The sequence below is a fragment of the Tardiphaga sp. P4_G1 genome (assembly GCF_056401215.1).
Genome location: NZ_JBFUJU010000001.1, coordinates 593,869 through 607,417 on the forward strand (window position 1 = coordinate 593,869; position 13,549 = coordinate 607,417).

The following is a 13,549-nucleotide window of genomic DNA, read 5'->3' on the forward strand; positions in this document are numbered from 1 at the left end:
GGCCTCACGACAAGACCGGCGGGCCTGATCGCTTGTTGTCACTGCCCGTGCTGGGCCATTTCCCCATCACTCAAATCCCAGTCCTGCCACAACTGCAGTGCTGCCAGCAGCACCACGAGACCGCCGAGGCAGGTATGGATGAATCTGAGCATGCCGTCGCCGGAATAACCGAGGAAAAGTGGCGAGACGATCAGCCACAGGCCGAGAATGATCGCGGCCACCTCCTCCCAGCGTTGCAGCGCGACATACTCAAGCTGCGCAAGGCCAAATACCAGGACGCCAACCGCCACCGTATTAATGATTATGGCGCTGGGGGTCCCCCCGGCATATTGATGACCGTTCTGCGTAGGAAACCAGGGCGACAGCGCAATCAGGACGCCAAGCGCCATGCCAAACCAGTCTTCCCACGTGCGATGCGTACCGAGAAACCGAGAGTCTGACATCGTGACCTCCTCCAAAAGAGGCATACGTCAGCGGCCGTTGGCATGACACTCCAACTGTCAAACGACCGATCCGGCCGCTTCGGGGCGTATGTCTACAATTGACGTAGGAACCCGCTTTGCCTTTGCAAGGCCACGCCAAAGCCATTTTTCACAGCGCGCAGAACGGCAAAGAGACCCGCGCGACGACACGGATTTCCTCTATCAGATGGAGCATGCGGCGGCTGCATTGCACCCGTTTAGAAATGACTGCTACCTTCTCCCGGACACCTCTGGATGGAATGAGAATGAGCAACGCGGTCTATAACAATACTTCGCTTCACCGTTTCGAACTCGCGGTCGACGGCCACATCGCTTTTTCCGAATATACCCGGACGTCCGATACCATCACTTTCGTCCACACCGTCGTGCCGCAGGAATTGGGCGGCAGAGGTATCGGCTCACAGCTTGCCCGCGGCGCGCTCGATACCGTCCGCGCACAGGGATTGAAGGTCGTGGCGCAGTGCCCGTTCATCGCGGCATATATCGCGAAACATGCGGACTATCAGGATTTGCTGAAAGACGCGGTATGACCGGCGTTCGCGACAACAAGGCGCTCAATCGCTTCGAGCTGGATGTCGGCGACTCCGTCGCCTTTGCGAATTATCGCCGTGCCGGCGATCGCGTCATCATCACGCATACCGAGACGCCGCCTGCCCTGCGCGGCCGCGGCATCGCGTCAGAGCTGGTCAAGGGCGCGCTCGGATTGATCCGTGCGGATGGGCTGAAGGTCGTGGCGGGTTGTTCGTTCGTGGTGGATTATCTGCGCCAGCATGCGGACTATGCGGACCTGGTCGGCTAGCCACACATAGTCATCCGGGGCGCGCCACTTAGCGCGACCCCGGAATCTCGAAGTGTTTTGAGTCTTCCTTACATCGGGATTCCGGGTCTGTGCTTAGTCGGCGTCGCCGACTTGCGCACATCCCGGAATGACGAATGGATTGCGAACTCAAACGACCTTGATCGACATGTCCGGCAAGCCCTGGATCTTGCAAAGCAGCACGTCGCCCTTCACGACCGGGCCGACATTCTCCGGTGTGCCGGAATAGATGATGTCGCCGGCCTTCAGCTCGAAGGCGTCCGAGAGTTTCGATATCTGCTCGGCGACGCTCCAGATCATCTTGTCGAGGTCGGAGGTCTGCTTCACGGTGTCATTGACCGCGAGCGAGATCGGACCCTTGGTCATGTGCCCGGTCTTGGCGACCGGATGGATCGGGCCGATGACTGCGGCGTGGTCAAAACTCTTGCCGATCTCCCATGGCTTCTTCTCGTCGCCCATGGCGCGCTGCAGATCGCGGCGGGTCATGTCGAGTCCGACAGCATAGCCATAGACGTGGTCGAGCGCCTTATCGACGGGGATATTGGTGCCGCCAGATTTCAGCGCGGCGACGAGTTCGACCTCGTAATGATAGTTCTTGGTGAGCAACGGATACGGGTGATCGGCGACCTCGCCTATCTTGACGTTCTGGATCGCGTCGGTCGGCTTCTGGAAGAAGAACGGCGGCTCGCGCGTCGGGTCCGATCCCATCTCGCGGGAATGCGCCGCGTAATTGCGGCCGATGCAATAGATGCGGCGCACCGGAAACACGTCGGTCTCGCCGACGATGGGGATCGTCACCGTCGCGACCGAGAATATGCCCTTGGGACCGGCCTGCGCCTGCGCCTGCGCGGCCTCGCCCGCCAATGCGCTGCCAGCCAGGGCAACGGCACCGGTGGTCAGAATCGTTCTGCGGTTGATGGGGTCCATGGCGTTTCTCCTCGTATGTTTTGTCTTGTTTTCTGGTCTTGTATTTATGCGTGCTGGTATACCACAGCAAAAAGGCCCGCGCGAGCGCGGGCCTTCAACTCCGTCCTAAACGGAAAGTTTAGTGCTTGATGTCGGCCGGCAGCTTGCCGCCATTGGCAGCGAGCTTGGTCATCATCTGCTTGTGCAGCCAGATGTTCATGCTGGCGGAATCGCTGGTGTCGCCGGTGTAACCGAGCTCTTTGGCGAGATCCTTGCGAGCCGACAGGCTGGAGTCGATGTCGAGCGCCTTCATCAGGTCGACGATCGAGGTCTTCCATTCCAGCTTCTCGCCCTTGGCCGCCACGGCCTTGTCGAGGATCGCAGCAACGTCAACACTGTCCATCGGCGCAGCGCCTGCGGGAGCCGAACCGCCGGCGGCTGGCGCGGCATCAGGGGATGCTGCACTGGCGCTGGTGCCGAAAATCGCGCCCATGATCTTTCCGAAAATGCTCATATGTCGCTCCCAATAGCTTTCGTGACAGATTGAAGAATTCGTGCCGTGTTTGGTTCCGGCAGCACCAGCCGGTTCGTACTTGTATCCGCCCACCACTCGCTTGCCAATGCGACGCGATAGACTGCGGGGAAGAGTCGTTCCAAGCCAACTGCCCAAACCAACCGTCCAAGCCAGTTGGCAAAGTCCTCGGCACATCGTTTGACGTCGGTAGCAAGGTCCGACTGAATTGAGGCGAAAGCCCGGCCGCTGCATTGCAGCGCTGTGAATGTCGGACGACATTTTCACCGAAGCGTGAGCCACGGCGCTAGATGCTGACCACGCCGCAAGGCTGGCCGCTCATCATCGTCAATGGCGCAGCGGCGAGTAACGTGGACCCGATAGTCTGATCTCGCCCAATGACGGCCTCTCGCAGAATTGCGCGAGAGGCCGTCACGCTGTTCTGATATCACTGCGCAAGCCTTGTTTTGGCCGCGGTTCACCGGAAGGCTTATCGCGCAATATCGTCGCGACATTATTTCACGATCGAATGAGAGCCTTGAGACCATGCGCGCCCTGCTTTGTACGTTTCTGCTTGGTACAGTCCTGATCTCGCCGCTAGCACCGGCCGTTGCTGCGCCCTCCTGCGGCACAGGCAGTTTCGATGGTTGGCTCGCCGCCTTCAAGACGGAAGCCGTCGGTAAGGGCATTTCGCAGAAGACCGTCGATGCGGCACTGACCGGCGTCACCCTCGACAACAGCGTGCTATCGCGCGACCGCGGCCAGCAGGTCTTCAAGCAAAGCTTCGAGGAATTTTCCGGGCGCATGGTGCCACCAAGGCTGCGTCGCGGCAGCGACATGCTGAAGCGTTACGGCTCGGTGCTCGGACGCATCGAACAGCAATATGGCGTGCCCGGTCCGGTGCTGGTGGCGATCTGGGGATTGGAGACCGACTATGGCGTGAACGTCGGCAAATTCCCTACCATCCGCGCCATCGCGTCGCTCGCATATGATTGTCGACGCGCCGAGATGTTTCGCGGGGAATTGCTCGATGCCCTGCGCATCGTCGACCGCGGTGACCTCGCGCCTGCCGAGATGCATGGCGCCTGGGCCGGCGAAATCGGCCAGACGCAATTCATGCCATCGTCCTACCTGAAATTCGCTGTCGACTTCGACGGCAATGGCCATCGCGACCTGCTGCGCAGCGCGCCCGACGTGCTGGCCTCAACGGCAAACTACCTCGCCAGCTATGGCTGGAAACGCGATCAGGATTTTGCGCCCGGCACCGCAAACTTCGCGGTCATTCAGCAGTGGAACAAGAGCGAGGTCTATTCGAAGACCATCGCCACTTTCGCCAGTCAGCTCGCCAAAGAACCGTAGACTCGCATGAGATGATGGAAGGGCCGTCCGCTCCTCAGCAAGCGGCCCCTCCCGTGATGTCCTACTTCGTCATGCCAACATGCATGGCCCTGGTCAGATGGACCGCACACACGCCCATCTTGTTGTCGAGCAACGCGGTCTGCGCATCCGTCATTTCCTTGAACGCAACCCACTTCGCATCGCCGTCCGGCATCGCTTCGACGGCGGTTTCGGTTTTCAGCAGGTTGCTGCCGCTGCAGCCTTCCATACGCGCAGCCGAAGCCGGCACCGCAGCGAACACAATAGCAGCCATGGCGGCCGCTCCCAGTAATCTTGTGATCATCTTGTTTGTCCTTCGCAACAGAACCGACGCCATTGCCGGATTCTGTAGAAGGAATTGATACGTCCCGCTGCGATCCAGGAAATAACAGCCGCAGTGAATTGAATGTGAGCCGGTTGTGATCGCCACCAAGAACACTCAGCTTTTTGGCGCTTCAGAAATCGAGAGCAACAAACTTACACAAATGTAATTCGCGCGATTTCACTGACGTCGCAGCATCGGCCGTTTGATGTGCTTCCGGAGGCCAACAGCAACCGCGTTTCGCGCAGGACCTCGAGTTGCATATGTATTTGCCTTCACGCATGCAGTTTAGAGAAAAGTCGCCCCGCAAGCCTCACGTAAGGATGATTTATTGTTCACTCCTAATACTCGTATGCGAATCACGCATAGCGACGCCAGACAGGAACTTACGAGGAACCGCCGAGTGGGCTGGCTGATTGAGGTCAGAAAGGCTTTATCGCGCCGGTTCAGCCGGCGGCATCCGGCTGAGCTTTGGAACACCTCCAAACGCATGATTTAACTGACTAATTAACAGCTAGAATCATCTCTAAAGGTGCCTCAATACGCACTGTGCCCGCAAAATCACCTCCCAGCGCCAAGAGGTTAATCATTCCTTGCGCGAGCTATGCAGTCCTTGACTAGCTGCATCGCAACATCTCGACTGCTGCACTGCGATATTGTCACCTATATTCACTTCAACAGCGAAGCACCTCGCAAGAGATGAATCGCTTAACGAAGGAGAACTCAAATGCTGCTTTCATTCATCCGCATGATCCAGGCGTTCCGCGACTATCAGCGCAACGTTGCCGAACTCTCCCAGCTCAGCGATCGCGAGCTTTCCGACATCGGTCTCGACCGTTCGGACATTCCGCGTGTTGCTTCTGGCGCCTATAACGGTTGATCCGTCAGGACGTTCTATCCTGTCCTGCCTGACGTTTCACGGATTGCGCCCGCCTCGCGCGGGCGCAATCGTGGTTCCCTGAAGACACCATCTTCAGCGCCACACGCGCTCGAACCAAAGCGTCTTCAAAGCTTTGGCTAACCGGCCGAATTTCCGCGAAGCGAATTCCACTTCGAGCCGAAACGCGCTACATGCGGGGCCATGACAACAGCCCCAAACCCAGACGACTGCGTCCATGTGATCGGCGCGGGCCTTGCCGGCTCGGAAGCCGCCTGGCAAGTCGCCAATGCCGGCATTCCCGTAATCTTGCACGAGATGCGGCCGCACCAGATGACCGACGCCCATCGCACCGATGGCCTCGCCGAACTGGTCTGCTCCAATTCCTTCCGTTCTGACGACGCGCTCAACAACGCTGTCGGCCTGCTGCACGCCGAGATGCGCAAGCTGGGCTCGCTGATCATGCGCTGCGCCGATGCCAACCAGGTGCCCGCCGGTGGCGCACTGGCAGTGGATCGCGACGGCTTCTCCGATGCCGTGACCAAGGCACTGAACGACCACCCGCTCATCACTATCGACCGCGCCGAAGTCGCGGGGCTGCCGCCTGCCGACTGGCGCAACGTCATTGTTGCGACAGGGCCATTGACCTCCGCAGCGCTCGCGGACGGCATCCGTGGGCTGACCGACGAGAACGCGCTGGCCTTCTTCGATGCCATCGCACCGATCGTTCATAAAGACTCGATCGACATGGAGATCGCCTGGTTCCAGTCGCGCTACGACAAGGTCGGGCCCGGCGGCACCGGCGCCGACTACATCAACTGCCCGATGACCCACGAGCAATATGACGCCTTCATCGACGCACTGTTGGCGGGTGAAAAGACCGACTTCAAGGAATGGGAAACCAACACGCCCTATTTCGACGGCTGCCTGCCCATCGAAGTGATGGCCGAGCGCGGCCGCGAAACGCTGCGTCACGGCCCGATGAAGCCTGTCGGCCTCACCAACCCCAGGGATCCGCTGGTGAAGCCCTACGCCATCGTGCAGCTGCGCCAGGACAACAAGCTCGGCACGCTCTACAACATCGTCGGCTTCCAGACGAAGCTGAAATACGGCCCGCAGCAGCAGGCGCTGCGCATGATCCCCGGCCTGCAGAATGCCGAATTCGCACGGCTTGGCGGCCTGCATCGCAACACCTTCCTGAATTCGCCAAAGCTGCTCGACGAGCAACTCCGCCTGAAGGCGCAACCGCGCCTGCGTTTCGCCGGCCAGATGACCGGCTGCGAAGGCTATGTGGAGTCCGCCAGCGTCGGCCTGATCGCCGGCCTCTATGCCGCGGCCGATGCCAAGCGCCAGTCGCTGGCGCCCCCGCCCGTGACGACGGCTCTGGGCTCGTTGCTCGGCCACATCACCGGCGGCCATATCGAAACCATCGATGCTGGACCGCGCTCTTTCCAGCCGATGAACATCAATTTCGGCCTGTTCCCGCCGCTGGCTCAGGCGCCGACCAAGAAGCTCGACGGCTCGCGGCTGCGCGGCAATGAGAAGACCGTTGCCAAGAAGCAGGCGATGAGCGTGCGGGCGCTGGCCGACATGGATGACTGGATTGCCGCCAGCCTGCCCGTTGCAGCCGCGGCATGACGCCGGCGATTTGAATTTCAGGATTGTTCGATGAGTTTGCCGCCACAGGACGCCGCAGCGCTGTCCAAGACCTGGACCGAAGGCGTGTTGCTGAAACGCGACGTGTTCTCGACCGTCGAGCGCGGCCGCTATCGCACGTCATCGGGCGAAGTCGATGCGGTGCTGCGCCGGCTCGACCAGGTGCCGTGGTGGTCATATCTGCTGGCGCTGCATCTGTTCACGCGGGAACGCCGCGCACTGACGCTGGCGCGCGATCTGCGCGTCGGGCCTGAATTGCTTTGGGCCGGCGACCGCGCGCTGGTGCGCGGCTTCATCGACGGCGTCGCACTGCATCTCGCCAAGCCGCATCACGATGCGCGCTATTTCAAATCCGCGAAGCGGGCGCTGCGCAAGCTGCATCGCATGGGCGTGTGCCACAACGATCTCGCCAAGGAGCAGAACTGGCTGCGCGGCAGCGACGGGCTAGCTTATGTCACCGACTTCCAGCTCGCGGTCTGCTTCAAGTCCCGCAGCCAGCTGTTTCGCATCGCTGCCTATGAAGACCTGCGTCATCTCCTGAAGCACAAGCGCACTTACGCGCCAGAACTGCTGACGCCGAAGGAAAAGGCGATCCTGGCGAAGAAGTCGCTGCCAGCACGGATCTGGCTGATGACCGGCAAGAAGGTCTATCGCGCCATCACACGCGGCATCTTCAACTTCACCGACCGCGAGGGCGGCGGCAAGCGTCTGGTCAACGACGCGCCCCCTCTGCTCGAGATCATCAAGCAGAACCCGGCAGTGCGCGACGCGTCGATCGTCGCCTTTGCCGACCGGCGCACCGGCGTCGGCCTCTATGCATTCGTGGAAGCCGATGATGTCGCGCTGGAAACGAAGCTGCAGGGTGAACTGGCTGCCACAAAGGGGGCAAAGCCGCCTGAGCATCTGCAGGTCGTCACAGCCCTGCCCCGCGACGCCTCCGGCCGCATTCGTACCGAAGTGCTGCAGCTCGTCGCAATGAATCAGGTTGATCTGCTGGAGCCATTGATGACCAGCGACGCCGACCGCGCGTTCCTGAAGGGCATCCTGGAGTCGCGGAAGAACCTGCGCGACCGTTTCAACTTCGAGACGACAGACCAGAAGCTGACGTCACACTGAGCGCGACGCGCGCCACAGCGTCCACAGCGTCCGCAAGCGCGATCTGACGTGGAGTTCGAACGGATCGTGATCCGCTCGGGCCATTTGCGCCAGATCGTGCATCACCAGCGCCATGGGCAGGAACGCCGTACGCGCAGCCGGCGACACATCGGCGAGCATTCCCTGCGCTGTCGCGAGTTGCTCCTGCGCGCCTGATATCAGCCGATCCAGCGTTGCACGGATGCTTGGCGTCATCTTGCCGGCAAACATCTGATCGGCGCTGCTGCCGTTCTGCAGGAGCATGTCCTGGGGAACGAACAATTGCCGCCGCATCGTGTCATAGGGCAGACGCGTAATGATCCACGCGACGCCTTGGGCCAGCCCGGCATGCTCGGCGACATGAGCGCTGGCCTCAGACCCGTCGCCGAGGATCTTTGCCGATGAGAACAGCAAAGTCCCGAGCGTATCGCGAAAGTGGCTCTCGAGCAGCGCGAGATCCGGCATCGGGTCGTTGTAGAGATCGAAGATGTGCACATCGATCAGCTTGGACAGCCTGTCGACGGAAAGATCGTGCGCGCGGATCGCCAGAAGTAATTCGGCAGCAACGGGGTTCTGTTCGACATCGCCATGACCTGCGCCGGCCAGCACGTCGGTCCACCATTGCAACCGGATCTCGCCAGGCAACGGTTGTTTCACGAGCTCGCGGACGCGGGTAATTTCCGTATTGAACGCATAGAGCGCCAGCAGCGAACGGCGCTTGTCGGCAGGCACGAACAAGGTCGCCGCGTAGCGGTCGAAGTCGTGGCTGCGCACCAACTCCGCGCAGAAAGCCGCGGAGCTCTGATCAGCACCACTCATGGCACCGCGATCAGCGCGGCGGCAACGCGGCGGCGCTCGCCCAACATGACATTATAGGTGCGGATCGCAGGACCGGTCTGCATCGCGTCGATCACTACATGCAGATTGCGCAAGGCGTTGCGAAGATCGTTCGGGACGATCCAGACCTCGTTGCCGGTGCCGATGATCAGCGTGTCGATGCCTGCCGCGCCTTCGAACACGCGCCGCAGCGAATGGCGGTCAATGTCACTGGCCTTGGTGACCGACCACGCCCACACCGCATCGGGCAGGCAGAGCAGCGAGCCCTGATGCGACATGGTGTCGAAGTGGAAGCCGCCCTTGCCGTAGGCTTCGATGGCGGCCGAGCGCGGAAGGTGCGGCGCTTCGGGATCGACCGGCATCTCAGGGCTTCGGCTTCGCGGCGGGCTTGTCGGCGTCTTCGCGGTGTTCGCCGACGCCGAGATAGATCAGAAGCGGCGCGGCGATGAAGATCGAGGTGTAGGTGCCGACCAGCACGACGCCGAAGATCATGACGGCGGTGAAGGAGTGGATAGCCTGGCCGCCAAACGCGTAGAGCGCCAGCAGCGCCAGCGTCACGGTGACGTGGGTGATGATCGAACGCGACAGCGTCGAATTGATCGACTCGTTCAGCAGCTCCGGCATCGGCATCTTCTTGTAGCGACGCAGAATCTCGCGAATACGATCGTAGATGACCACGGTGTCATTCAGCGAATACCCGAGAATGGTCAGCAGCGCCGCAATACTAGTGAGATCGAAGTCGACCTGCGTGATCGACATGAAGCCGATCGTCAGCACGATATCGTGGACGTTGGCGATCATGGCGCCCAGGGCGAACTGCCACTCGAAGCGGAACCAGAGATAGATCAGGATGCCCATGATCGCGACGATCAGGCCGAGCATGCCGTAAGCCAGCAATTCGCCGGAGACGCGCGGACCCACCACTTCGACGCGGCGATATTCGACGCTGTCACCGAGGGCTGCACGAACCTTCTGAACGGCAGCCTGCTGCGCGGCATCGCCACCCGGCTGTTCGGCCAGACGGATCAGCACGTCGGCCGCGCCGCCGAACTGCTGCAGTTGCACGTCGCCGAGTTGCAGGGCGGCGAGCGTCGAGCGCATCGCGCTGATATCGGCCGTACCGGATTTGGCCTGGACTTCGAGCAGCGTGCCGCCCTTGAAGTCGATGCCGAAATTCAGCCCGTGCGTGAAGAACAGCACGATGGCGAGGATCGACAGCAGCGCCGAAATCGGGAACGAGATGCGGCGGAAGCGCGTGAAATCGAACTTCGTATCGTCGGGCACGATGCGGAGCGACGGCAACAGATCGAAGATCGCCACGATCGACAGAATGACGATCAGCGCGCCCAAGCCTGCCAGAACCATTTGTGTCGTTGTCAAAGTCTGCTCCGTAAACTCAAATCGGCACGCTGGTCGGCCGCTTCCACCTGACCCAGCCGGCGACGATCAGACGGGTCACGGTGAAGGCCGTGAAAACCGTTGTGATGATGCCAATGCCAAAGGTCACGGCGAAGCCGCGGACCGGTCCGGTGCCGATGTAAAACAGCACCGCAGCGGCGATGAAGGTCGTGATGTTGGAATCCAGAATGGTCGCCAGCGCGCGCTTGAAGCCAGCATCGATCGCCGAAATGGCGGTGCGGCCGGCGCGCAATTCCTCGCGGATGCGCTCATAGATGAGCACGTTCGAGTCCACGGCGATGCCGACCGTCAGCACGATGCCAGCGATGCCGGGCAGCGTCAGCGTGGCGTTGAGCAGCGACAGGATACCGAAAATCATCAGAACGTTGATGGTCACCGCGATATTGGCGAACAGGCCGAACAGGCGGTAGGTCAGCAGCATGAAGACGATGACGAGGATCGACCCGACATAGGCCGCAAGCTCGCCCTTGGCGATCGAGTCGGCGCCGAGGCCGGGGCCAACGGTACGCTCCTCGATGATGCTGAGCGGCGCAGGCAGCGCGCCGGCACGCAGCAGGATCGCGAGATCATTGGCACCCTGCACCGTGAAGCTGCCGGAGATCTGGCCGGAGCCGCCTGTGATTGGCTCACGAATGACCGGGGCAGACACCACTTCGTTATCGAGCACGATAGCGAAGGGCAGATTGACGTTCTTCACCGTGGCATCGGCGAACTTGCGGGCGCCAGACGTGTTGAAACGGAACGAGACGATCGGCTCGTTGGTGCGCTGATCGAAGCCCGGCTGCGCATCGGTCAGGTCAGCGCCCGAGACCAGCACTTCCTTCTTCACGAGATACGGCGTCTTCGGAGACTGCGAGCTCATCAAGAGTTCGGAGTCCGGCGGCACCCTGCCTTGTGCCTGCTCAGCCGGGAGCGAGGTGTCGACCATGCGGAAGTCGAGCTTCGCGGTCTTGCCCAGCAATTCCTTGAGGCGGGTCGGGTCCTGTAGGCCCGGCACCTGCACCAGGATGCGATCGAGGCCCTGACGCTGGATCAGCGGTTCGACGGTGCCGAGTTCGTTGACGCGGCGCTCGACGATCTGGATCGACTGCTCGACCGACTGGCGGATGCGGTCATTGATCGCTGCCGGCGGCACCGAAAGACGGATCAGGCCGTTGCCTGCGTCCGAGACTTCCAGGCTGCGCTGGCCGCTCTGGCCCATGAGGCCGCCGAGCGGCTGCGACAGTTCGCGCAGCTTGCTGAGCGCGGTCTGATACTCGGTATCCTTCGTGATGCGGACTTCGACATTGTCGCCACGAACGCCAAGGCCGGTATAGACGATCTTGGCATCACGCAGCGTGCGGCGGACGTCGTCGCGCACCTGATCGAGCTTGTCCTTCTTGACCGAATTGGCATCGACTTCGAGCAGGATGTGCGACCCGCCCTGCAAGTCTAGGCCCAGCACCAGATGGCGCTGCGCCCATTTCGGCCAGGTTTTCACGGTGGCTTCGGGGAAGAAATTCGGAACCGCGCACAGGCAGACCACGAGCGCCGTCAGAATGACCGCCAGCGCCTTCCACCGCGTGAAATACAACATCGAGATGATCCGTCAGATTCTTGAAATGGCGACGCGCAAACGCATCAGCTCGCGGCCGCGTCGTCCTTGGCATCAGCCTTGTCCGCCTTCTCCTTGGCGGGCTCACCCTTGGTGCGCACGCCCGAGATCATCGTGCGGAGCTGACGTACGCGAACGCCTTCGGCGAGTTCGAACTCGACCTGCTCGTCATCGACCACCTTGGTGACCTTGCCGACGAGACCGCCCGAGGTGACGATGGTGTCGCCACGACGGATGTTCTTCACCATCTCGGCGTGGTCCTTCACCTTCTTCTGCTGCGGACGCAGGATCAGGAAATACATGATCACGAATATCAGCGCGAAAGGCAGCAGCGACATCAGCATGCTGTTGGTGTCGCCGCCGGCTGCAGCCTGGGCAAACGCAGGGGTAATGAACATCGGAAGTCCTCGTGAACGCTGGGGAATAACCGGCGACGCGTCGGCGTTCGGCCGGTTTGGGTAAATTCGCGCGGACTATAGCGGCCGGCGTCCCAATTGCAACGCCGGTAAACCCTCTGATTTGTCTGCGATTTGTACCGCTTGCGGATGTGTTCCGGGCTCGATATGGGTGCGCGCCGAGGAAAGTCAAAAATGTCAAAAAAGCCCAATAAAACAAGCCGCCGCCCTGCCAAAAAGGCCCCTGCGACCCGCACGTCCAAGACCGTCCGCACGACCGCGGCAAAACGTCCGCGACCAGCCGCCGCCCCCCAGATCGATGAGCGGATCGCGCTCGCCCTTGAGGCCATTGCCGCCGGCATGGCTGCCGCGGCGCCGAAGTTGTCCAACGCTGATTCTCTGGGCAGCGCCGAGGCCTTTATCTGGCATCCCGACGGCCGCCTTGCGCCGGTGCCGAAGGTCTCGAGGGTCGATATCGGCCTGCTGCAGGGCATCAACCAGCAGGTCGACACCCTGATCGAGAACACAAGGCGCTTCGCCAACGGGCTGCCGGCCAACAATGCGCTGCTTTGGGGCGCGCGCGGCATGGGCAAGTCGTCACTGGTCAAGGCCGCCCATGCCTCGGTCAATGCCAGCAAGTCCGTCGCCGGGCGTCTCAAGCTGGTCGAGATCCATCGCGAGGATATTGAAAGTCTGCCCGCCCTGATGGAACAGATCCGCGCCTCGGATTTCTATTTCATCGTGTTCTGCGATGATCTTTCTTTCGACGGCAACGACGCGTCCTACAAGTCGCTGAAAGCCGTATTGGAAGGCGGCATCGAAGGCCGGCCGGACAACGTGATCCTCTATGCGACCTCGAACCGCCGCCATCTTCTAGCGCGCGAGATGATCGAGAATGAACGCTCGACCGCGATCAATCCCGGCGAAGCCGTCGAGGAGAAGGTGTCGCTGTCGGATCGTTTCGGCCTCTGGCTCGGCTTCCACAAATGCAGCCAGGACGAATATCTCGACATGGTGCGCGGCTATTGCAGCCACTATGGCCTCAAGACCGACGCCGCCGAACTGGAACGCGACGCGCTGGAATGGTCGACCACCCGCGGCTCGCGATCAGGTCGCGTGGCTTGGCAGTTCGTACAAGAACTCGCAGGACGCCTGGGCGTGAAGCTGGCCACAAAGTAAAGGCAAATGCCGCCCCGTCATGACAACGGGGCGGCATTCGACT

Annotated in this window: 16 protein-coding genes; 7 read left to right on the top strand and 9 right to left on the bottom strand. The window is 61.2% G+C overall.

All coding sequences use genetic code 11. From position 1 onward, the window contains the following. Nucleotides 1-38: 38 nt before the first annotated feature. Nucleotides 39-443 (bottom strand): SPW repeat domain-containing protein, encoded by a 405-nt coding sequence (locus AC1DUY_RS02925; protein ID WP_439058274.1) that lies wholly within the window; start codon nt 441-443, stop codon nt 39-41. 284 nt (nt 444-727) lie between these two features. On the opposite strand from AC1DUY_RS02925, the gene AC1DUY_RS02930 reads away from it, so the two are divergent. Both AC1DUY_RS02930 and AC1DUY_RS02935 read left to right on the top strand, forming a co-directional pair. Next, nucleotides 728-1,012, top strand: coding sequence for a GNAT family N-acetyltransferase (locus AC1DUY_RS02930; protein ID WP_478112116.1), 285 nt, complete (start codon nt 728-730; stop codon nt 1,010-1,012). Then, entirely contained in the window at nt 1,009-1,281 is a 273-nt protein-coding gene (locus AC1DUY_RS02935; protein WP_309943946.1) for a GNAT family N-acetyltransferase, read from the top strand. Before AC1DUY_RS02930 ends, AC1DUY_RS02935 begins: the two co-directional genes overlap by 4 nt. A gap of 147 nt (nt 1,282-1,428) precedes the next feature. Here the strand turns inward: AC1DUY_RS02935 and AC1DUY_RS02940 are convergent, their stop codons facing one another. Together AC1DUY_RS02940 and AC1DUY_RS02945 are read right to left on the bottom strand one after the other, a co-directional pair. Continuing rightward, nucleotides 1,429-2,226, bottom strand: coding sequence for a fumarylacetoacetate hydrolase family protein (locus tag AC1DUY_RS02940; RefSeq protein ID WP_478112119.1), 798 nt, complete (start codon nt 2,224-2,226; stop codon nt 1,429-1,431). Nucleotides 2,227-2,344: 118 nt separating this feature from the next. Then, nucleotides 2,345-2,719: a DUF3597 domain-containing protein gene (locus AC1DUY_RS02945; protein WP_089264465.1), complete on the bottom strand. Its 375-nt coding sequence runs from the start codon at nt 2,717-2,719 to the stop codon at nt 2,345-2,347. 543 nt (nt 2,720-3,262) lie between these two features. Between AC1DUY_RS02945 and AC1DUY_RS02950 the strand changes: the two genes are divergently transcribed. After that, complete coding sequence (locus tag AC1DUY_RS02950) at nt 3,263-4,075, top strand: lytic murein transglycosylase (protein ID WP_175367032.1); 813 nt, start codon at nt 3,263-3,265, stop codon at nt 4,073-4,075. 61 nt (nt 4,076-4,136) lie between these two features. On the opposite strand, the gene AC1DUY_RS02955 is transcribed toward AC1DUY_RS02950, so the two are convergent. Beyond that, nucleotides 4,137-4,430, bottom strand: coding sequence for a hypothetical protein (locus tag AC1DUY_RS02955; RefSeq protein ID WP_478112121.1), 294 nt, complete (start codon nt 4,428-4,430; stop codon nt 4,137-4,139). A 712-nt stretch (nt 4,431-5,142) separates the two neighbouring features. Between AC1DUY_RS02955 and AC1DUY_RS02960 the strand changes: the two genes are divergently transcribed. The 3 genes from AC1DUY_RS02960 to AC1DUY_RS02970 all read left to right on the top strand — a co-directional run bounded on the left by AC1DUY_RS02960 (nt 5,143) and on the right by AC1DUY_RS02970 (nt 8,064). Then, on the top strand, nt 5,143-5,295 hold the full coding sequence (locus AC1DUY_RS02960) for a DUF1127 domain-containing protein (protein ID WP_081421766.1): 153 nt from the start codon (nt 5,143-5,145) through the stop codon (nt 5,293-5,295). A 201-nt stretch (nt 5,296-5,496) separates the two neighbouring features. Next, nucleotides 5,497-6,930 (top strand): methylenetetrahydrofolate--tRNA-(uracil(54)-C(5))-methyltransferase (FADH(2)-oxidizing) TrmFO, encoded by a 1,434-nt coding sequence (gene trmFO, locus AC1DUY_RS02965; protein WP_478112124.1) that lies wholly within the window; start codon nt 5,497-5,499, stop codon nt 6,928-6,930. 30 nt (nt 6,931-6,960) lie between these two features. Continuing rightward, nucleotides 6,961-8,064, top strand: coding sequence for a serine/threonine protein kinase (locus AC1DUY_RS02970; RefSeq protein ID WP_439071575.1), 1,104 nt, complete (start codon nt 6,961-6,963; stop codon nt 8,062-8,064). Here the strand turns inward: AC1DUY_RS02970 and AC1DUY_RS02975 are convergent. The 5 genes from AC1DUY_RS02975 to yajC are packed head-to-tail and all read right to left on the bottom strand — an operon-like array spanning nt 8,056 to nt 12,330. Further along, nucleotides 8,056-8,901, bottom strand: a complete 846-nt coding sequence (locus AC1DUY_RS02975) for a phytoene/squalene synthase family protein (protein ID WP_478112126.1) — start codon at nt 8,899-8,901, stop codon at nt 8,056-8,058. The two genes, AC1DUY_RS02970 and AC1DUY_RS02975, sit on opposite strands and share 9 nt — an antisense overlap. Further along, on the bottom strand, nt 8,898-9,281 hold the full coding sequence (locus tag AC1DUY_RS02980; RefSeq protein WP_089264470.1) for an Mth938-like domain-containing protein: 384 nt from the start codon (nt 9,279-9,281) through the stop codon (nt 8,898-8,900). Before AC1DUY_RS02980 ends, AC1DUY_RS02975 begins: the two co-directional genes overlap by 4 nt. A gap of 1 nt (nt 9,282) precedes the next feature. Further along, a complete protein-coding gene (gene secF / locus AC1DUY_RS02985) occupies nt 9,283-10,284 on the bottom strand; it encodes a protein translocase subunit SecF (RefSeq protein WP_170849718.1) in 1,002 nt (333 codons plus the stop codon). Nucleotides 10,285-10,315: 31 nt separating this feature from the next. After that, nucleotides 10,316-11,914 (bottom strand): protein translocase subunit SecD, encoded by a 1,599-nt coding sequence (gene secD, locus AC1DUY_RS02990; protein ID WP_231080757.1) that lies wholly within the window; start codon nt 11,912-11,914, stop codon nt 10,316-10,318. A gap of 44 nt (nt 11,915-11,958) precedes the next feature. After that, nucleotides 11,959-12,330 carry a preprotein translocase subunit YajC gene (yajC, locus tag AC1DUY_RS02995; RefSeq protein ID WP_093758697.1) on the bottom strand — a complete coding sequence of 124 codons (372 nt, stop codon included), beginning with the start codon at nt 12,328-12,330 and terminating at the stop codon, nt 11,959-11,961. A 192-nt stretch (nt 12,331-12,522) separates the two neighbouring features. On the opposite strand from yajC, the gene AC1DUY_RS03000 reads away from it, so the two are divergent. Continuing rightward, nucleotides 12,523-13,506 carry an ATP-binding protein gene (locus AC1DUY_RS03000; protein WP_439085352.1) on the top strand — a complete coding sequence of 328 codons (984 nt, stop codon included), beginning with the start codon at nt 12,523-12,525 and terminating at the stop codon, nt 13,504-13,506. The last annotated feature ends 43 nt before the right edge of the window (nt 13,507-13,549 follow it).

Bases quoted from the DNA above. Each gene is read 5' to 3' on its own strand.
- AC1DUY_RS02925 (WP_439058274.1), bottom strand. From the start codon at position 443: ATGTCAGACTCTCGGTTTCTCGGTACGCATCGCACGTGGGAAGACTGG.
- AC1DUY_RS02930 (WP_478112116.1), top strand. From the start codon at position 728: ATGAGCAACGCGGTCTATAACAATACTTCGCTTCACCGTTTCGAACTC.
- AC1DUY_RS02935 (WP_309943946.1), top strand. From the start codon at position 1,009: ATGACCGGCGTTCGCGACAACAAGGCGCTCAATCGCTTCGAGCTGGAT.
- AC1DUY_RS02940 (WP_478112119.1), bottom strand. From the start codon at position 2,226: ATGGACCCCATCAACCGCAGAACGATTCTGACCACCGGTGCCGTTGCC.
- AC1DUY_RS02945 (WP_089264465.1), bottom strand. From the start codon at position 2,719: ATGAGCATTTTCGGAAAGATCATGGGCGCGATTTTCGGCACCAGCGCC.
- AC1DUY_RS02950 (WP_175367032.1), top strand. From the start codon at position 3,263: ATGCGCGCCCTGCTTTGTACGTTTCTGCTTGGTACAGTCCTGATCTCG.
- AC1DUY_RS02955 (WP_478112121.1), bottom strand. From the start codon at position 4,430: ATGGCGTCGGTTCTGTTGCGAAGGACAAACAAGATGATCACAAGATTA.
- AC1DUY_RS02960 (WP_081421766.1), top strand. From the start codon at position 5,143: ATGCTGCTTTCATTCATCCGCATGATCCAGGCGTTCCGCGACTATCAG.
- trmFO (WP_478112124.1), top strand. From the start codon at position 5,497: ATGACAACAGCCCCAAACCCAGACGACTGCGTCCATGTGATCGGCGCG.
- AC1DUY_RS02970 (WP_439071575.1), top strand. From the start codon at position 6,961: ATGAGTTTGCCGCCACAGGACGCCGCAGCGCTGTCCAAGACCTGGACC.
- AC1DUY_RS02975 (WP_478112126.1), bottom strand. From the start codon at position 8,901: ATGAGTGGTGCTGATCAGAGCTCCGCGGCTTTCTGCGCGGAGTTGGTG.
- AC1DUY_RS02980 (WP_089264470.1), bottom strand. From the start codon at position 9,281: ATGCCGGTCGATCCCGAAGCGCCGCACCTTCCGCGCTCGGCCGCCATC.
- secF (WP_170849718.1), bottom strand. From the start codon at position 10,284: ATGGTTCTGGCAGGCTTGGGCGCGCTGATCGTCATTCTGTCGATCGTG.
- secD (WP_231080757.1), bottom strand. From the start codon at position 11,914: ATGTTGTATTTCACGCGGTGGAAGGCGCTGGCGGTCATTCTGACGGCG.
- yajC (WP_093758697.1), bottom strand. From the start codon at position 12,330: ATGTTCATTACCCCTGCGTTTGCCCAGGCTGCAGCCGGCGGCGACACC.
- AC1DUY_RS03000 (WP_439085352.1), top strand. From the start codon at position 12,523: ATGTCAAAAAAGCCCAATAAAACAAGCCGCCGCCCTGCCAAAAAGGCC.